Genomic DNA, 20387 nt, shown 5'->3' with positions numbered 1-20387 from the left:
GTCGGTTTATTTATCCGCTACACCTGCCTATCAAATCTGCAGTAGTGGAATTATTGTGGATCAGCTTGAGTTGTTTTCAACAAAGTCTGCAAATTAGCAGCTTTTGGTTTTACAAGCCAGAATTTGCGGCTATAGAAGTCAAACTCGTTGCGGATCTTATACGCCCAAGCACTACCTGTTTCTTTAATATGTTCATCTAAGATACGGCACAAGAACTCTTTGTGTTCTTCCATCGATTCAGTTGAGATACGGTTCAATTCAATCAGTTCGTGGTTGTAATGGTCTACAAAGTCATTGTCGAGGTCGAGCACATAAGCGAAACCGCCTGTCATACCCGCACCAAAGTTATGACCCACTTTACCCAATACAGTCACGATACCACCCGTCATGTATTCACAGCAGTGGTCGCCTGCACCTTCAATCACAGCAAACGCACCTGAGTTACGTACTGCAAAACGCTCACCTGCTGTACCTGCAGCAAACAATTTACCGCCTGTTGCACCATATAAACAGGTGTTACCAATGATCGCAGTGTTTTGCGTTTGGAACGGTGAACCTTTCGGTGGGAAGATCGAGATACGACCACCTGCCATGCCTTTACCGACGTAATCATTCGCATCGCCTTCTAGGCTGATGTGTAAACCACCTGCGTTCCAAACACCCAATGACTGACCTGCAGTCCCTGTTAATTTAACTTTAACAGGATGCGCTTCCATGCTGAGGTTGCCATAACGTTTTGCAATCTCACCCGAAATACGCGCGCCAATTGAACGGTCACAGTTACCAATAGTGAAGCTATATTCACCGCCTGTGCCTGCTTCAATCGCTGGCAGCATTTCAGCTACCATTTTCTCAGCCAATAAGCCTTTATCGAATGGTGCATTGCCTTGTACTTCGCAGTACTGTGCTTTGCCATTGGCTGCTGGGTGAGATTCTAGTAATGCACTCAGGTCAAGATGCGCATGCTTCTCTGTTTCACCCGGAAGCATTTCCAACAAATCTGTACGGCCAATCAAATCTTTCAGGCTTGCAACACCAAGTGCTGCCAACCATTCACGGGTTTCTTCTGCAATAAAGTGGAAGAAGTTGATCAGCATTTCAGGCTCACCAATATAGTGTTCCTGACGTAAATGATCTTGCTGAGTCGCGACACCGGTCGCACAGTTGTTTAAGTGGCAAATACGCAGGTATTTACAACCCAATGCAATCATTGGTGTAGAACCGAAACCGAAACTTTCAGCCCCTAGAATTGCTGCTTTTACAACATCTAGACCTGTTTTTAAGCCACCATCAGTTTGTACACGCACTTTGCCACGTAGATCATTCACACGAAGCGCTTGATGTGCCTCACTTAACCCTAACTCCCATGGCGAACCTGCATGGTGAATTGAAGAAAGTGGAGAAGCCGCTGTACCACCGTCATAACCAGAAATGGTAATGAAGTCTGCGTATGCTTTTGCCACACCTGCCGCAATCGTACCAACACCGGGCTCAGAAACCAGCTTAACTGACACCATCGCCTGTGGGTTAACCTGTTTTAAATCGAAGATTAACTGTGATAAATCTTCAATTGAGTAGATGTCGTGATGCGGAGGTGGAGAAATTAAAGTCACACCTGGCACAGAGTAACGTAAACGTGCAATCAAGCCATTCACTTTACCGCCCGGCAACTGACCACCTTCACCTGGTTTTGCACCTTGAGCCACTTTAATTTGAAGGACTTCTGCAGATGTAAGATATGCAGGAGTAACACCAAAACGGCCTGATGCAATTTGTTTGATTTTCGAGTTACGAATCGTACCGTAACGCGCTGGGTCTTCACCGCCCTCACCAGAGTTCGAACGACCACCAATTGTGTTCATCGCAATCGCAATCGCTTCATGTGCTTCAGGTGAAAGTGCACCCAAAGACATACCAGCTGAGTCAAAGCGTGGCAGAATTTCTTCAACCGATTCAACTTGATCTAGCGCAATTGAATTGTCAGTTTTAAGCTTAAATAAGTCACGAATCGTTGCGATTGGACGATTATTGACAAGCTCTGCATATTCTTTAAAGTCTGCATAATTACCAGAGCGTACTGATTTATGCAGGGCATTAATCACGTCTGGGTTAAATGCATGGTATTCCTTACCGAACACGAATTTCAGCATACCGCCTTGATCAATTGGTTTACGTGATTTCCACGCCAAATCTGCCAATTTTTTCAAGTCATTTTCAAGGTCAGCAAAAGTTGCGCCTTTAATACGACTTGGCACACCTGTGAAGCATTTCGCAACCACTTCATCCGATAGACCAACAGCTTCGAATAGCTGACCGCCACGGTATGATGCAACGGTTGAAATACCCATTTTAGAAAGTACTTTTAACAGGCCTTTCTCAATCCCTTTACGGAAGTTCGCTTGTGCATGGATTGGGTCGCCCAATAGCTCACCTTTTGCAATCAAGTCATTGATCACGTCATACGCAAGGTATGGATAGATCGCTGTCGCACCAAAACCAAGAATTACTGCAAATTGATGCGCATCACGTGCTAAACCAGTTTCAACAATAATGTTGGCATCTGTACGAAGACCCGCATTGATTAAATAGTGATGCACTGCACCCGTTGCCATTAAGGCATTCGCAGGTAAGAAACCTTGACGAATTTTCTTATCTGACAATACTAATAGCGTTTTGCCATCACGAATCGCTTGAGCAGACTCTTCACAGATACGTGTAATCGCAGCTTCTAAGCCTTCATTTTCTGCATAATTCAAATCGATATCTGCAATTTCATATCCTTTACGGCCAAGCGTACGGATTTGATGCATTTTCGAATTTGAAAGTACAGGGCTTGAAATGATCAAACGATCTGCATGCTCTGGACTTTGCTCAAAAACATTTTGCTCACGACCCAAACAGGTTTCTAAAGACATCACAATCGACTCACGTAGAGGATCGATTGGTGGGTTAGTCACCTGTGCAAACTGTTGACGGAAGAAGTCAGATACGTGGCGTACTTGACGCGACAATACCGCCATCGGCGTATCATCACCCATTGAACCCACGGCTTCTTGACCACTTTCAGCAATTGGACGTAACAATTGATCACGTTCTTCAAATGTCACCATGAACATTTTTTGTGAAGCTTTTAGGTCATCACCTTTTAAGCCTTGATCACATAAATATTCTTCAAGCTCAGGACTACCTTGAACACGTACTGAATTTTCACGTAACCATTCACGATATGGACGCATACGTTTCAAATGGTTACTAATATCATTGGTATCTAGCATTTTACCGGTAAAGGTATCAATCACTAAGATTTGACCAGGACCTACACGGCCTTTAGACACAACATCTTCAGGCTCATAACCCCAAACACCAATTTCAGATGCCAAAGTAATGTAGCCATTTTTAGTAATCACCCAACGTGCTGGACGTAAACCATTACGGTCAAGCATACAGATGGCATGACGACCGTCTTGAATTACCAAACCTGCTGGTCCATCCCAAGCTTCCATGTGTTTCGAGTTGAATTCATAGAATGCACGTAAGTCAGCATCTATGGTTTCAACGTTTTGCCACGCTGGTGGAACCAACATACGTAGCGCACGGAACAAGTCCATACCACCACCTACAAGCACTTCAAGCATATTATCAAGGCTTGAAGAGTCTGAACCTGTACGGTTAACGATAGGATTGAGTTCAGTTAAGCCTGGTAGAAATGGTGTTTCAAATTTAGGTGTACGTGCCATTGCCCAGTTACGGTTGGCAGTAATGGTATTGATCTCACCATTATGTGCTAAGTAACGGAACGGCTGTGCCAAAGGCCAACGTGGTAAAGTGTTGGTCGAGAAACGTTGATGAAATACAACAATGTGTGACTTTAAACGCTCATCAGCTAGATCGGTATAGAAATCAGCAATTGCTGCTGGCATCATTAAACCTTTATAGCTAATCACAGTTGAGCATAAAGTCGTTACATAAAATGATGAATCACCGACAAGTTTTTGTTCTGCACGACGACGTGCCATAACCAATTTACGGTTGAACTCAACTTCGGTTACGCCCATCGGGCAGTTCACAATAATTTGCTCAAAGGCAGGTAAAGATTGCATTGCAATCGAACCCAATGCGTCATTATTGGTTGGCACCACACGCCAAGCCAATACAACACAGCCTTCTTCTTCAATTTCTTTGGTTAAGACTTGCTTTGCATGTGCAGCAATTGCAGGATCAAGGTTTAAGAAAACCGTACCCACAGCAAAAATTTCACTCAGTGTAATGTCACTTAGCTTTTTTGCTTCTTCACGGAAGAATTCTTTAGGCATAGCCAGTAGCAAACCACAACCGTCACCAGTTTTGCCATCTGCGGCAATACCACCACGGTGGGTCATACAACTTAAACTATGCATTGCGGTTTTGACGAGATCATGGCTTGCATCACCCTGCATATGGGCGATTAAACCGAAACCACAGTTATCTTTAAACTCATCCGGTTGGTATAAACCTTGAGCGGGAGCTACAGTATTAGGCGATGGCATGTGCATAGCGTACCCTTCTTTTCTTTACAGCTCTTTCGAGCACTGAACAAACTTAATTTCTTGTTGCGATTCGTCTTAACTTTCTCACATGAATTGTTCTGTTGAGCAAAATTATTTCTTATTCACACCCTTAAGATAAACTGATTTCATCTTTAATGCATGGATAAAAGTCAAATTTTCAGCTTTTGCAGTTCAGATCAGGAATTCGGACTGGATTAATGACTTCGCACTTTTATCGAATCATTTTCGCGCCAAAATAGGGAGAAAAGTTCAATTTACGCACCAATTAAGCAATTAATATGCCAACTTGATGCATTTTTTTATAAGCTGCCTATTCACAAGCATTTTTAATATGTATAGATTATTTCTAGCTATCTTTTCAGATTTTATTGCACTCTAATCGTGCATTTCATCTCTTTAGCGCATTCCATTGCGCCATTTTAGAACTCAAATATTAATAGACAAGGATTTAGTTAAACGGATCTGTGACTTCTTGTTCAGCAGGTGCTGGTTTTGCTCGCGGTGTCTCTACAGAACTCTGAGATTTTTGCACATCCACCACATTACCTGAAGCATCACGTCGCGTTACGGTCGTACTTGTGGTCGCATTAGCTTGAGGAGAGATCGCATTTGATACAGCGGCCAAAGCTTTACGAGCAGCCAATTGCGCTTCATCAATCTTAGGTAATGCTGCTGGCTTTAACTTAACAGCATATAGCTTTTGATTTGACGATGTTTCATCCGACCCCAAATCATTGACATAAGGTTGATACTGCTTCAACTCAACAACAGCAGGCTTTACAGATGCTGGTAAGGCAATATTTAGTTCAGCTAAATTACTTTTCGCATCATTTTGTGATGAATATGGGCCAAGAAGAATGACGTATTGCTCAGGATGGTCTTCACCTGAAAGACGTAAATATACAAATTTATGTCGTTCAACTTGTTTGCGTAGAAAGCTCTTTAAAATATCTTCATTAGAAACACGAAATAATTCAATCGCATATTGTTTTGAAGTGTCACTAATAAATTTTGTCCCACGAAATTCAGGTTCATGTTGTGCTGTAGCAACAACACGTGTGGTCATATCTAGTGGGCGAACTTCTTCATTTAATGCACCAAGATGGGACATTGCAGCAACTTTTTCAGGTTGAATCTGCAATTCAACTTCAGTTTCTGCAACTTTTTCAACCTCTACCAATTCTTTGGTATCGGTAATTGCCCAAAACACCAAGGCAGCAAACAGACATACAGCACCAGCCACCAACCAAATATAGTGATGTATCTTTTGCCACTGTGACTGACGTGCTGCCATGTTGTACCTACTTATGCCTGATTGGCCAAAATTGCTTGTTTCATCAGTTCCACATCAAACTCTTTCGTAATAATGGCCTGACCTAATGATTTCATAAGAACCAGTCGTAATTGTCCATTTAACACTTTCTTATCGTGAGACATATACGCAAGGAATTCCTCAAGCGGAATTTTAGGGCAAACAATGGGTAATTGTGCACGTAAAATGATTTTTTTTGTACGCTCTAAATCTTCGGTCGAAATCCATCCCATGCGATGGGATAAATCAGCAGCCATAACCATACCTGTCGCAACGGCTTCACCATGTAGCCATTCACCATAGCCCAAATATGATTCGATCGCATGACCAAAAGTATGACCAAGATTTAGTAGTGCACGCTCACCTTGTTCTTTTTCATCATTCGCTACAATCCGTGCCTTATGTGCACAAGAGCGATATACTGCTTCTGCCAACAATGTAGCATCCCCAGCAACCAGTACTTCCATATGCTGTTCAAGCCAAGTTAAAAACTCAACATCGCCTAATAGCGCATATTTAATGACTTCCGCCAATCCAGCAGAAAGCTCACGTGGCGGTAAAGTTTTTAATTGTGCCATGTCCGCCAACACCACTTGTGGCTGCTGGAAGGCACCAATCATATTTTTACCCAGTGTATGGTTAATGCCTGTCTTACCACCGACACTTGAATCAACTTGCGACAATAATGTGGTTGGTACCTGAATAAAATAAACACCGCGCTGGAAACAAGCAGATGCAAAACCAGTCATATCCCCAATTACACCTCCACCTAAAGCCAACACCGTACAATCACGGTTAAAGCCCGCTTCAAGTAATGCATCAAAAATCAAATTGAGATGTTGAATATCTTTATATTTTTCACCATCAGGCAAAATACAGGTTGCAACTTTTTTTCCTAAAGCCTCGATTGCATTTATATAATGCTGCAAATACAGCGGTGCAACTGTGGTATTCGAAACCACCATGACTTGTTTGCCATGAATATAAGGCTCTAGCAGTGCTTGTGGATCTAACTCACTGCCGATAAAAATAGGATAGCGACGATCGCCAAGTTCAACATGTAGGGTTTGCATGACATTAACCATTATTGACTAGGGTGTATTTGAAGAAACAATCAGATGAAGTATTTTTTGTGCGAGATCTCGTGCAGCACCTTGATTGGTTTCAATAATATGATGCGCCACTTCACGATATAGTGGATCACGTGCAGCGAGTAAATCACGGAGCTTTTGCTCTGGATTTTCAACTTGCAGAAGAGGACGATTTTTGTCGCGATACGTTCGTTGAAGCTGAATTTCAACAGGAGTATAAAGATAAACTACAATGCCGCGATGTTTTAAAAATTCACGGTTTGGGGACTGAGTAACGGCGCCACCACCTGTTGCTAAAACCAACTGCGATCTAGCCGTCAACTCATCAATAACATTCGTCTCACGACTTCTAAAACCTAACTCCCCTTCCTTTTCAAATATCCAAGGAATGGTTGCCCCTGTTTTTCGCTCAATTTCATGATCACTATCAAGAAATTCTCGACCTAACAATTCAGCTAAATGTCGCCCTACGGTTGTTTTTCCTGCCCCCATTGGCCCTACCAAATAAATATTTGGTAGGGTTTCAAACTCTTTGCTTGGCAAGGAGTCACCTATTTCTTTTGTTAAATTGAAAATATATTAATGATTTCTAGTAACACTGTCATTAACAATTCGTGGTGTAACAAAAATTAGAAGTTCTGTCTTTTTGTCCGATTTCGTATCTTTTCGGAATAAACGACCAACATAAGGTAAATCACCTAAAAATGGCACTTTCGTTTGGCTTAATGTATTTTGTTGTTCAAATATCCCACCTAAGACAACTGTTTCACCATTATTTACTAGGACATCAGTATCGATCTCATTTTTATTCAAAATGATCTCACCATTTTGTGCATAACCCGCAGGTGAATCACTCTTAATATTAAGCTTCATCTGCACCTTGCCGTCTGGCGTGATACTTGGTGTTACATCTAGACTGAGTAAAGCTTCCTTAAATTCTGTAGAAGACGTGGCATTTGAGCCTGTACCCGTCGTAGTTTGATAAGGAATTTCTTGTCCAGAAGCCACTTTTGCTTGCTGCTTATCTGCAGTCAGTACTTTTGGCGTAGAAATCACCTCACCATAACCATCGGCTTGTAATGCTGATAATTCCAGATCCAACATAAAGTCAGACAAACTAATTAAGCCGAAGGCAATACGGCTTGCTCCTGCTGTCGTTACACCAAGGTCCACGTTTAAATTACTTGGACGTTGAATAGTATATTTACCATCATCATCAGGTGTTTTAAGATCCCAAAGCGTTGTATCACTACCGCCTACCAATAAATGATCATTCTGATTAATACCTTGGGATAAAATTCCCCATTTCACCCCCATTTCTTTGGTAAAGTCCGTAGACGCTTTAACAATCCGAGCTTCAACCATTACTTGCTTAACTGAAACATCAAGTAAATCAATCATTTTACGAATTTGATCTATTTTTTGAGATGTATCATTAAGAATTAAAGTATTGGTACGTGGGTCAACAGATACCGTGCCACGGGGACTTAATAATGAACCAATACTGTCTCCTAATGGATCTACATTATTCGAATTTGAGTTTGAGTTTGAGTTTGAGTTTGAGTTTGAGTTTTTAGAATTACGTCCTTCAGTAATTAGCTTTTCAACATCTGTTGCTTTTGCATAACTAAGTTGAATGTATTCAGTTTGTAGAGGGGCAAGCTTAATACTTTGTGCAATTGCTTTCGCCTCTTCTTCTTCAGCTTTTATCAGCTCTGTAACAGGAGCAATCCAAATCACATTACCATTACGACGTTTATCTAAATTCTTCGTCTTAAGCACGATATCCAATGCTTGATCCCAAGGTACATCTTTTAAGCGTAGTGTAATATTACCTTGTACGGTATCAGCAGCCACCATATTGATTTCAGTGAAATCCGCCAATAACTGCAGTACTCGACGCACTTCAATATCTTGGAAATCTAAAGAAATTTTCTTACCTGTGTAATGGTTAGCTGCTTTAGGGCGTAAAGGATTTTTATCTTCAGGGCGTTTTAAACTAACAGTCAATTTATTGTCTGACTGATATGCCATATATTCATAGCTGCCTGTTGATTGAATCGTGATGATCCCGTTTCCACCATCATTATGTGCATCTACCGAAGCCACAGGTGTTGCAAAATCATTTACATTTAAACGACGCGTTAAGTGTGCAGGTACTTTATTTCCTAAAGTACGAATCACAATTTTGCTACCTTGCTGTTGCACATCAACAGGTGTGTTACCCCCCAATAAATCCACAACAACTTGACCTTCACCATTCGATCCACGTTGGAATCCAATATTTGAAATACCTTGCTGTTGGCGCTGAACGACTGGTTGAGACAAAGTTGCTAACTGTGCTGAATTAATTTTTAGGATAAAGGTATTACCTTCAACACGTGTCGTAAATGCACCGGCATTTGCTAAATTGACTGTTAAACGAGCACGCTGAGCGTCTGAAGTAACATCAACTGAAGTAGCTTCATTTGTTGCTACAGGAATTGAACTTTGCTTTAAATTTTGTTGTGCTTTATCAAAGTCCAAGACCAAACGTGAAGGCTGATCTAATTGATACGCCTGAGGCTGCGGTGGTAACCCATTAAACATCACACGAATTTCAGTGCCTTGCCCAGGAATTTGCATTGGCACAATATTCGTTACACTTACCTGTGCATTGGCCACTTGCATAATCGCCATTGCCACAGCACCCATCGAAAACTGACGAAACATACGATTCATTGTATTGCCATCCCCAAAAATAAAATCTTGTACACTATTCTTCATTTTTATTCCTTTAAGCTTAAGGTGCTGGTCCAATTAAAATAAGACTTCTAGGACGCTCCACATATCCTTCTCGCCCATCTGGAATAATCTCAATCAAATCAATTTGTGTTGGTGTGATATTCACAACACGACCATGATTGAGCCCCATATAACTACCACGCTGAATGCGTTCAACTTCACCATCAGGTGTTTGAATCAATGCCAATGTTTGACCAGATTGATTACGCATACTGCCTTTCATATTCAAGGTTTCAAGCGCATAACTTTCTAAAGGCTGTGGCTGACGGTTTAAGTTTGGATAAACACGTTTGCCTGCCATAATTTTTAGCTCTGCTGCTAAAGAGCTTGGTAAAAAAGGACTCTTTAATGAATGTGCAGCATAATTAAAAGTTTCAACAGGCACAAAATCAGGTGCAGGCTCAATCGGTAATGGCTCTTGATTTCGAATATTTGCCATTTCTTGATTGACAACATCTATACGTGATTCACATCCGGCTAAAAGCAAACCAACAAATGCAGAAAGAACCAATTTATTCATTTTCATTTTGGAGCCTCCTGATTATTTGCAGTGTCAGTTGCTTGAGCAGTCGTTTCCGTATTCCCAACATAGCGATAGGTTTTTGCACTCAACTGATAATCAACTTTTGGAATATCAGAATTTTTCTCTTTATTTTCAGTCGCTGTAATTGTGAAATTATGCAAAGTCACAATTCGAGATAGACCTGCAATACCACTAACAAATGAACCAAAGGCATGGTAATCACCGGTTGCATCAATGCTAATTGGCTGCTCAATAAAGAACTCTTGTTTTACTTCAGGCTCAAGTTTAATTTGCTTAAATTTCAAACCTGAATTCACACCAGTTAAGTTAATATCTTCAACCAAACCAGGAATTTCAGTTTCCTTCGGCAATTGTTCAAGTTGCTGATTAAAACGCGCTTCCATATCCTGCAATTGGATTTGATACTGTTGTAAGTTACGCAATTTTGAATCTTTTTCACGGAACTCATTCAACAAATTTTGTTCTTGTGCATTGGCACTTGAAATGGCTTCAATTTTGCCTTTAATCGCCAAGAAATAGCCCAAAATTGCCACAAGGATAATGATAAAAATCCAGCAGGTAATTTTGACTGAAATTGGCCAACTACCATAATTGTTTGGATCTAGCGTATTGAACTGCTGTACAAACTTATCAAAAGTCATTTTCTTTTTCGGAATGACAACCGCATCTTGATTCAATTGTTCAAATTCATCACGACTCATTTTGCAGCCTCCGGAGTTGGTGTTGCTGCAGTTTGTGCGTTAGATGTTTGCGCCGATGAAGCTGACTGTCCTGCATTTGCTGCTGGATCATTAATGGTCGGCTGCGCAATTTGCTCCAAATCAGCAGTCACAGTAAATGCACCATAAGATTCTTCTACGCGAGGAACCACTGACGTCGGCGCTTTGTCTTTTTTCTCTTCAGCCACAAGGAATGAGCTCATGAAGGCATTACGATACCAAGGTGACGCTTCCAAATTACGCAGTAAATCTGCAACAGTATTTGGACTTTCCGCACGCCCTTCGATCATAAATTTGTCGCCATTACGCTCAAATTTTGTGATGTACATATTGGCAGGTGTCACACGAACCAATTCATCTACAAGATGTACAGCGATTGGACGTTGACCTTGTAAGCCTTGAATCAACTTCATGCGTTCAATAATGGCATTACGCTGTTCTTGTAAACCATCCAAAGACTTTAATTGAACATCTAAATTTTGGTTATGACTGATAATCAATTGGTTCGCTTGTTCTTGATCTTTTAATTTGTGATCAAAATACAACCATGTCAAACCAACCCCAATTACCCCAATTAAGAAAGCCCCAATACAAAGTGCAATAAATTCTTTTTTTCGTTTCTCTCTTAGCTCATCACGCCAAGGGAGCAAGTTAATTTTTGCCATTAATCAAAACTCCTCAATGCTAGACCGCATGCCACCATGAGTGATGAGGCATCATTTTCAATTTTTTTAATATCAATTTGAGGTGAAAAACCCATTTGTAAGAATGGATTGGCAATGGTCACGCGGTAACCCAATTTTTGTTGAAGTAGTTTTGCAAGCCCCGGAATATTGGCATTCCCCCCTGCCAATAAAATATGGTCAATTTCGTTGAACTGTGAAGATGAGAAGAAGAACTGTAAAGAACGCGCTGCTTGTTGCACGACAGCTTCTAAGAAAGGTTCTAAGACTTCAACATCATAATCATCTGGCAAAGCACGTGTTTTTTTCGCACGACCTGCTTCTTCGAAAGACAATGCATAGCGATTTTGAATTTCCTGTGTCAACTGTTTGCCACCAAACACTTGCTCACGGGTATAAATCACTTTGTTATTCTGCATGACAGATAAGGTCGTCATACTATGACCAATATCTAAAATACCCACGGTATTCACACCCATTGGCAAAGTATCTGAGAAAACTTTAAATGCATTTTCAATTGCAAAGCTTTCTACATCACCAATTTTTGGTGTAAGACCAGCAAGCTGAATGACTTCCGCACGCGCTTCAACATTTTCAATACGCGTAGCGACAAGCAAAACATTGACACGATTTGGGTTGGACAGACGATCTGGCAAGACCTCAAAATCAAGGCTCGCTTCATCAAGTGGGAACGGAATATATTGCTCAGCATCATCACGAATCTGAATTTCACGTTCATCATCGTTCATATCTGCGTCCATTTCGATGATTTTTGTAATCACCATCGACGTTGGAACCGCCAAAGCTGCATTAGTGGTCTGCGTATTGGCCAAATTAATTGCGCGCTCTAAACAGTCACCGACAGCTTCCGGATTCAATATGTTCTTTTCAACAACACTTCCTTCTGGTAATGGTACCAAAGCATAGCTTTCTACCCAATACCGCCCACTCTTTACAGAAAGTTCCAAAACCTTAACAGAAGTCGAACTAATATCTACTCCTATTAACCCCTTATTTGGCTTACGATATAACCTGAGCACAATATAATTCCTATTATTTTTTTATCCCCAAAAAAATTAACCCACTAATTAGCATTGGTCTATAATTTTATACAGATACAATAACTCATCTAACAATCCGTATATCGAAAGGATATACTGACCACCAATTAGTTTGCCATTAGCTCTTATTAAAACTTACTTGTTATGAAAAAGCTATCTTGTTCAGGCCTTGTTCATCCATTTTTTTTGGCCATTATTATTATTTTGGTCGCAATTCCAATGGGTTTCTATGGCATGTATCTCTATATTGCCCCGTCTTTGCCTGAAATGTCCATCTTAAAAAAGGCTCCATTATTAAAACCATTACAGGTTTATAGTGCTGATAATGAGCTGATTGCAGAATATGGTGGCAAACTTTCGGTCCCTGTAGAGTACGACCAAATCCCGTCTCATTTCATTCATGGCTTTTTAGCTGCGGAAGATTCTTCGTTTTTTGAACACAGCGGCATTAGTTTCAAAGGATTGGGGCGTGCCGTCAGTGAAAGTATTACAGGCTCAGATGTGCAAACGGGTGGTTCAACCATTACCATGCAGGTTGCAAAAAACTATTATCTGACTCCAGAGCGTACTTTAAAACGTAAACTAACCGAAGTTTTCCTTGCTCGAAAAATTGAACAAAATCTAAGTAAGGAAGAAATTTTAACGCTGTATGTTAACAAAATCTTTTTGGGCAAAAATGCATACGGGATCGCAGCAGCTGCAAAAATTTATTATAACAAGAGCTTGCAAGATTTGAGCTTGGCTCAAATGGCAATGATTTCAGGCCTACCCAAAGCACCATCAAAATATAATCCTGTAGCCAATCCAAAACGTGCTTTAGAGCGTCGTAATTGGATTTTAGGACGTATGTTACAATTGGGTTATATCAATCAATCGGAATATCAAGAAGCAATTGCTGAACCAATTAATCTCGATATGCCTGACCGTGGGGTCAGCAATAAATTTCCCTATGTAGGCGAAATGGTTCGCTCAGAATTAGTCGAAAAGTTTGGTGAACAGGCGACTGATTCAGGCTATAAAGTCTACACCACCATCAACAGCCAACGCCAAGCCTATGCTGAGCAGGCTGTACAAGATGGTCTCGAAGCTTACGATAGACGACATGGTTGGCGTGGTGCAGAAGCACATGATGAGCCGTTAAAAAACTTTATTCCATATGCCAACACCTATCCTGCCGAAGTGACTAAAGTCAACAACACTAGTATCGAAGTGTTGATGCAAGACGGCAGTAGTGTGACAGTTCCATGGTCAGGTCTGTCTTGGGCACGCCCCTATCGCAATGCCAATAGTGTAGGCAATGCGCCAAGCAAAGCCTCACAAATTGTAAAAGTTAAAGATATTATTCGCCTACGTCCGAATGCGGATAAAAGCTCATGGGCTTTAGTGCAAATTCCAAAAGCACAAGGTCAATTGATTGCACTTAATCCTAACAATGGTGGTATTGAAGCCATTGTCGGTGGTTATAATTTTTATCAATCTAAATTTAACCGTGCTCTACAAGGTTGGCGTCAACCGGGTTCAACTATTAAACCTTTTGTTTATGCTTTAGCACTTGAACGTGGTATGACACCGTACTCCATGGTCAATGATAATCCAATTACCATTGGCAAGTGGACGCCTAAAAACTCTGACGGTCGCTATTTGGGGATGATTCCTCTACGCCGCGCCCTCTATTTATCACGTAACACGGTCTCTGTTCGTTTATTACAAGTTGTCGGGATTGAACGTACTCGTCAATTATTTATGGATTTTGGCTTACAAGAAAACCAAATTCCACGTAACTACACCATTGCTTTAGGTACCCCACAAGTGTTACCGATTCAAATGGCGACAGGTTATGCGACTTTTGCCAATGGTGGATATCGCATTCAACCGCACTTTATTAGCCGTATTGAAGATGCTTATGGCAAAGTGATTTATCAAGCCAATCCTGAATATGCATGTATTCAATGCATCAATCAAAAGGACGAAGTTGAATCTGCGGATCCGACCACGCCTGATGATGAAGTGATTGAAGTCACCAATCAGGATAACAAGCCCTCTGAAACAAAAATTTCCGATACTGAAGCAGCAAACTATAAACAAGCTCAGCGGATTTTGAAGTCGAGTTCGGCCTTTGATATGGCGAACATCTTGCGTGACGTGATCCAACATGGTACAGGCCGTGCAGCATTGAAAATTGGCCGTGGTGACTTAGGCGGTAAAACAGGTACGACCAATGACGCCAAAGATGCATGGTTCGCAGGTTTTAACGGGAAATTAGTGACCGTTGCGTGGGTGGGCTTCGATCAACCTTCAACACTTGGGCGCCGTGAATATGGTGGCGTTGCAGCACTCCCTATTTGGTCTGACTTCATGGCAAAATCGTTAAAAGGCACACCTGAATCTTGGGTACACCTTGATACACATGCCAAAAATCCGATCAATCGTAATGCAGCTAAAGTAGATCAAGCTCAACCTGAGCGTGATGGCGCATCTTCACCGCCTCTGGCACAACCTTTATATCGCCCAGCGCCTGTTGCACCTAAAGCACCAGCCACTAAAAATGATTTTGAGGATTTACCAAGCACGGCGGAAACCAATTTAAATCCCGTGCATTCGGCTCCACCACAAATGCAACCTACGAAACCGCAAAATAATGAACATAAAGCAGATGCACTTGACCACCTGATTGATCAAGTTCAATAAATGAAAAAGCCCTCGTGCGAGGGCTTTTTCATATCTATTTTTACTTCTTTTTAAATAAATAAATTTGATACTGTGCAGTTAAAGCAAATTGGTCTTTCTGCTCCAATGCTTCACGGCGTTCAGCTTTGACTTTATACGCATAAGGTGTCATAGCAATCAAATTTTTCAGATCTTGCTGTGGCAAAACCATCTCAGCTTTTACAACTTGTTCATGAATCAAATCAAATGCTGCTGCAAGTTGCTCCACAAATTTGTTTGGTTCATGAGGCTTCACTTCTTCAAATAACGCTTCACGCATCGCATATAAGTGTTCTGGTGCAGGGGTTACCACTATCAAATACCCTTCGGGCTTTAACACACGTAATATTTCATCTTTTGGAATGGGGCTAAACAGACTGGTGCACAAATCAATCGAGTGATCGAGCACCGGTAACGTTGCTCCGGTACCCACCACCCAAGTCACGTCTTTATTCAATTTAGCAGCAACTTGTACTGCATTTTTAGCAATATCAACACCCATACATTGTAGTACTTCAGCTTGCATCGCATCGGTGTAATAGCCTTCACCACAGCCAATATCCAACAAGTTTTCAACCCGTAATTTTTGAATCAAAGCCACCACTGCCTGTTGCAAAGGTGCATAGTGACCTGCACTCAAAAACGCACGACGCGCCTGTACAGATTCAGGCGTATCGCCCGGGTTTTTACTGTGTTTATGTTGAACCACATGTAAATTGACATAGCCTTGTTTTGCAACATCATAGCTATGATTATTTTCACAGCGCCATGTCCGCTCTGTGAGTTTCAATGCTTCACGGCATACAGGACACATCAACAGGTTCATCATTTACTCCACTGTATTTTGAAATAAAAAAACCGGCATCTGTGGGAGCAAATGCCGGTTTCGTTTATTTATTTGCTTAACGTAATTTTAAAGTCATTAGACCCAAAACTACCAGCATAATTGTGATAATCCAAAAACGAATCACCACCTGAGTTTCACGCCATCCCTTTTTCTCATAGTGATGGTGCAGCGGTGCCATTAAGAATACACGCTTGTTCCGCATACGCAGCGAACCAATTTGCAAGAAAACAGAAATAGCTTCAACCACAAAGACACCGCCCATAATGGCAAAAACGATTTCTTGACGAACCATGACTGCGATCGTACCGAGCATCGCACCTAGAGATAAGGCACCGACATCACCCATAAACACTTGCGCTGGATGCGCGTTAAACCATAAGAATGCCAAACCAGCACCGATCATTGCCGCACAGATCACGACAAGTTCAGATGCGTATTTCACATAAGGGATATGTAAATAATCGGCAAAACGAACATCACCAGCCAGATAAGCAAATACACCTAAACCTGCGGCAACCAAAACGATCGGCATAATCGCCAGACCATCTAAACCATCGGTTAAGTTCACCGCATTAGACGCACCGTTAATCACTAAATAAGTAAAGACAATAAAGCCAATACCCAAAGGAATGATTGAAAGTGGAATGCTGATATCTTTAAAGAATGGAATCAACAAATCCAGCATGTTGGCAGTATGCACAGGATTCGCTTGTTGCGTTGCAATGACATACAAAGCAATACCTGCACCTAAAGATGCCACTGAAGTCCAGAAGAATTTCTTCTTCGCGGGTAGCCCTGCGTTGTCTTTATAACGGATTTTAATCCAGTCATCTGCCCAGCCGACAGCACCGAAGATCACCATCACACCGAGTACAATCCATACGTATGGGTTAGATAAATCGGCCCAAAGTAAAGTTGAAATACCAATGGAGAGCAGGATCAGTACGCCACCCATGGTCGGCGTACCCATTTTTTTCGCATGGTTTTCTGGTGCAAATGAACTGACTGCTTGACCATATTTGAGAGCTTGCAATTTGCGAATCATCACCGGTCCAAGCAGCAGACCAATGGCCAATGCCGTTAAGACACTGAGTAGCGAACGAAGCGTTAAATAACGAACAACCTGAAACGAGCTGTGATAACCCGCAAGCTGCTCAAATAACCATAACAGCATTAAAGTTTCTCCATCAATTCAGCCATCAAAGTTTCCATGTGGGTATAACGAGAACCTTTAAACAGGAAACTCATGGACTGAGGCTGATGTGTTTTGACTAGACTAATTAATAACGGTAAAGCCTGTTCTTGAGTAAGAAAGGCCTGTAATTTTTTACCATATTGTGTACTGCGCGCGCCTTCTTGCACAGCAGGTGAAAACTCACCGACAGCAACGACAAATTGAAGACCAGAGTGTGAGACAAGATCACGTCCCAACATGTAGTGCTGCTGTGCAGCAGATGAACCTAACTCACCAATATCCCCAATGACCATGACTTTGATGCCATCTTGCTGCGCAAGTACATCAGCAGCAGCACGCATTGAGGTTGGATTTGCATTGTAAGTATCATCAATAAACAAGTAATCTTTGTGTTGAATAAAGTTTAGACGACCTTTGGCACCAGTTGCATGTTCAAGACCCACAACGATGTCATCTAAACTCACGCCAATCGACAACGCGAAAGCTGCGGCTGCAGTGGCATTTTGCACATTATGTTCACCAGCAAATGGCAGTTGAACAGGACGTGCACCTTGTGGCGTATTTAAGATAAAACGTGAAGATTGAGCCTGAAGCTCCGTCTCAGTCGCAAAGACATCCCCGCCCTGACCAAAACTCATTACTTGCTCAGTTTGCACCGCTTGACGAATGGCATCTGTAAAATCATCTGCCGCAGGAACAATCGAAGTTCCTGTTTTCGCTATATGTGCATAAATTTCAGACTTGGCACGACAAATGCCATCACGCCCACCAAATTCACCCATATGAGCAGTGCCAATATTTAAAATACCGGCAACCTGAGGCTGTACCAAATTTGAGGTGTAATCAATTTCACCCTTATGACTGGCACCAAGCTCCATCACGGCATACTGATGTTCTGGACGCAACTCAAGTAACATCATCGGTACGCCAAGGTCATTATTTAAATTACCGCGCGTAATTAATGTTGGTGCAAGACGAGAAAGGATACTCCCGAGCATCTCTTTGGTTGTGGTTTTACCACTGCTTCCTGTCAAGGCAATGACTTTTAAAGCTGGGTTTTGGGCACGACGAAATGCACCCAAATGTCCAAGCGCCAAACGTGTATCTGCAACCACCAACTGACAAATATCCACATCGACCGGATGACTCACAATGGCAATTTCACAACGCTTTTCAGCCACTTGAGCAAGGAAGTCATGCGCATCAAAGCGTTCACCTTTCAGGGCAAGAAAAGCATCGCCTTGCTCTGCATGACGTGAGTCGGTCAAAATTCGTTTCACAGGACCTGTCGGCGCTTGATTGTTATGCCAGTACCCTTGTGTCGCTTGAACCAACTGTTCGGCAGTCCAAGGTTCTAACGGAACCGTACTGGTCGTTGAAGTATGCATATCTGTTTCCTATTGCGCTGGATAAGCAGAGTCAGTGTTGTGATGCTGTGAATCAATTGCTGATTTCACTTCCACCACATCATCAAACCAATGTCGAACACCATCAATTTCTTGATAGTTTTCATGGCCTTTACCAGCAATCACCACAATATCACCCGCTTGCGCATGGTTGACTGCGAATTTAATCGCTTCACGGCGGTCATGAATTTCATGGACAGTTTTTCCAGTAAAATCAATACCAGCCGTCATATCTGCAAAAATTTGTTCTGGGTTTTCAGTACGTGGATTATCCGAGGTAATCAACGCAACATCTGCATGGTTTAATGCCGCTTGTGTCATCAATGGACGCTTACCACGGTCACGATCACCACCACAGCCAAACACCGCCCATAACTGTTGCGATACATGACGTTTTAAGGTCTGTAACACTTGAATCAAGGCATCTGGTGTATGTGCATAATCCACCACAAACAGGCGCTCATCATCACGGATCACTTGCATACGACCCGGCGCACCTTTTAACTCGGGTGCAGTTGCGATCAAGGCAGATAAGTCAAAACCTGCTTGTTCCGCTGAAATTAAGCTTGCCACGATGTTTTCAATATTGAAGTGTCCCAATAATGGACTTTGCACCACAAATTCAGCCTGAGCGGTACGCAATTTAAATTGCGCGCCTGTTAAGCTGTATTGAATATCCGTCACTTGATAATCCGCAGCCTGTCGCGTTGAATAAGTCAAAATTTTAGGCTGAGCCGGGTTTTGGCGTGTGGCATTCAGCATCACTTCTGCATGTTCATCATCGAGATTGATGACTGCAACTTTGAGCGATGGAAACTGAAACAAACGTGATTTCGCTTCAGCATAGGCTTCAAGGGTTTTATGATAATCCAAATGGTCACGACTTAAATTGCTATAAGCGGCAATTTCAATTGCACAGCCATTTAATCGACCTTGTTCTAAGCCATGCGAACTTGCCTCAATGGCAGCAAACTCTGCACCTTCAAGTGCATAGGTATGCAACGCATTTTGCATATGTAACGCATCTAAAGTGGTGTGAGAAGAGGCTTCTAAATTCGGTAAAATTCCGTTACCAGTGGTTCCCATCACTGCACATTTTTTGCCTTGCAGCATGAGTAATTCAGCGATTAAACGAGAGATCGTGGTTTTACCATTGGTACCCGTCACTGCCAAAATTCGTGCAGCTTGAGCTGGTTGAATCGCCTGTAAATATTGCTTTTGCCACTGCCCCATCAATTGACGCACATCCGCGATCACGACACTTTGATCCAAGCCCAAATCAGTTTCTGAAATGACCGCCAACGCGCCATTCTCTAACGCTGCACGTGCAAATTGTGCTGTTTTTTCAGGTTGCGAAAACGAAGTCAGGGCAATAAATATTTGCCCTGCTGTAATTTTGCGACTATCCAGATTGAAGCCCTGAAAGGATTGCGACATCCATTCAGCGGGCTGTTCAACGGTGTATAGATCTTGAAACGTAATTTTCATTCAT

The 20387-nt window shown here is 41.9% G+C and carries 14 protein-coding genes; 1 reads left to right on the top strand and 13 read right to left on the bottom strand.

Going from position 1 to position 20387, the window contains the following annotated elements:
- Nucleotides 1-50: 50 nt before the first annotated feature.
- From gltB to AC4CU0_RS01570, 9 genes are all read right to left on the bottom strand, one after another.
- Entirely contained in the window at nucleotides 51-4526 is a 4476-nt protein-coding gene (gltB, locus tag AC4CU0_RS01610; RefSeq protein ID WP_490742313.1) for a glutamate synthase large subunit, read from the bottom strand.
- Nucleotides 4527-4995: 469 nt separating this feature from the next.
- The gene (locus tag AC4CU0_RS01605) at nucleotides 4996-5841 is read right to left on the bottom strand and encodes a hypothetical protein (RefSeq protein WP_490742312.1); all 846 of its coding nucleotides are present in this window, start codon (nucleotides 5839-5841) and stop codon (nucleotides 4996-4998) included.
- Between the two features lie 11 nt (nucleotides 5842-5852).
- On the bottom strand, nucleotides 5853-6932 hold the full coding sequence (aroB, locus tag AC4CU0_RS01600; RefSeq protein ID WP_490742311.1) for a 3-dehydroquinate synthase: 1080 nt from the start codon (nucleotides 6930-6932) through the stop codon (nucleotides 5853-5855).
- Between the two features lie 18 nt (nucleotides 6933-6950).
- Nucleotides 6951-7493 carry a shikimate kinase AroK gene (gene aroK, locus AC4CU0_RS01595; RefSeq protein WP_067763002.1) on the bottom strand — a complete coding sequence of 181 codons (543 nt, stop codon included), beginning with the start codon at nucleotides 7491-7493 and terminating at the stop codon, nucleotides 6951-6953.
- Between the two features lie 36 nt (nucleotides 7494-7529).
- Nucleotides 7530-9671, bottom strand: a complete 2142-nt coding sequence (locus tag AC4CU0_RS01590) for a type IV pilus secretin PilQ (RefSeq protein WP_490742310.1) — start codon at nucleotides 9669-9671, stop codon at nucleotides 7530-7532.
- 61 nt (nucleotides 9672-9732) lie between these two features.
- Entirely contained in the window at nucleotides 9733-10260 is a 528-nt protein-coding gene (locus AC4CU0_RS01585) for a pilus assembly protein PilP (RefSeq protein WP_180056232.1), read from the bottom strand.
- The gene (locus AC4CU0_RS01580; RefSeq protein ID WP_490742309.1) at nucleotides 10257-10979 is read right to left on the bottom strand and encodes a type IV pilus inner membrane component PilO; all 723 of its coding nucleotides are present in this window, start codon (nucleotides 10977-10979) and stop codon (nucleotides 10257-10259) included. The genes AC4CU0_RS01585 and AC4CU0_RS01580 overlap by 4 nt, the downstream gene beginning before the upstream one ends.
- Nucleotides 10976-11662 carry a PilN domain-containing protein gene (locus AC4CU0_RS01575; protein WP_180117247.1) on the bottom strand — a complete coding sequence of 229 codons (687 nt, stop codon included), beginning with the start codon at nucleotides 11660-11662 and terminating at the stop codon, nucleotides 10976-10978. Before AC4CU0_RS01575 ends, AC4CU0_RS01580 begins: the two co-directional genes overlap by 4 nt.
- Nucleotides 11662-12720, bottom strand: a complete 1059-nt coding sequence (locus AC4CU0_RS01570) for a pilus assembly protein PilM (RefSeq protein WP_078189383.1) — start codon at nucleotides 12718-12720, stop codon at nucleotides 11662-11664. The genes AC4CU0_RS01575 and AC4CU0_RS01570 overlap by 1 nt, the downstream gene beginning before the upstream one ends.
- 165 nt (nucleotides 12721-12885) lie before the next feature.
- On the opposite strand from AC4CU0_RS01570, the gene ponA reads away from it, so the two are divergent.
- Entirely contained in the window at nucleotides 12886-15429 is a 2544-nt protein-coding gene (ponA, locus tag AC4CU0_RS01565; RefSeq protein WP_490747054.1) for a penicillin-binding protein PBP1a, read from the top strand.
- A gap of 40 nt (nucleotides 15430-15469) precedes the next feature.
- On the opposite strand, the gene AC4CU0_RS01560 is transcribed toward ponA, so the two are convergent.
- The 4 genes from AC4CU0_RS01560 to AC4CU0_RS01545 form a co-directional block, all read right to left on the bottom strand.
- Nucleotides 15470-16273, bottom strand: coding sequence for a putative RNA methyltransferase (locus tag AC4CU0_RS01560; protein ID WP_490747053.1), 804 nt, complete (start codon nucleotides 16271-16273; stop codon nucleotides 15470-15472).
- A 76-nt stretch (nucleotides 16274-16349) separates the two neighbouring features.
- Nucleotides 16350-17468, bottom strand: a complete 1119-nt coding sequence (mraY, locus tag AC4CU0_RS01555; RefSeq protein WP_490747052.1) for a phospho-N-acetylmuramoyl-pentapeptide-transferase — start codon at nucleotides 17466-17468, stop codon at nucleotides 16350-16352.
- On the bottom strand, nucleotides 17468-18877 hold the full coding sequence (locus tag AC4CU0_RS01550; RefSeq protein WP_490742307.1) for a UDP-N-acetylmuramoyl-tripeptide--D-alanyl-D-alanine ligase: 1410 nt from the start codon (nucleotides 18875-18877) through the stop codon (nucleotides 17468-17470). The genes mraY and AC4CU0_RS01550 overlap by 1 nt, the downstream gene beginning before the upstream one ends.
- Before the next feature lie 9 nt (nucleotides 18878-18886).
- A complete protein-coding gene (locus AC4CU0_RS01545; protein ID WP_490742306.1) occupies nucleotides 18887-20383 on the bottom strand; it encodes a UDP-N-acetylmuramoyl-L-alanyl-D-glutamate--2,6-diaminopimelate ligase in 1497 nt (498 codons plus the stop codon).
- Nucleotides 20384-20387 lie beyond the last annotated feature (4 nt).

The sequence above is a fragment of the Acinetobacter sp. LipI_15 genome (assembly GCF_058242865.1).
This window is presented reverse-complemented; position numbering and strand designations above follow the sequence as displayed.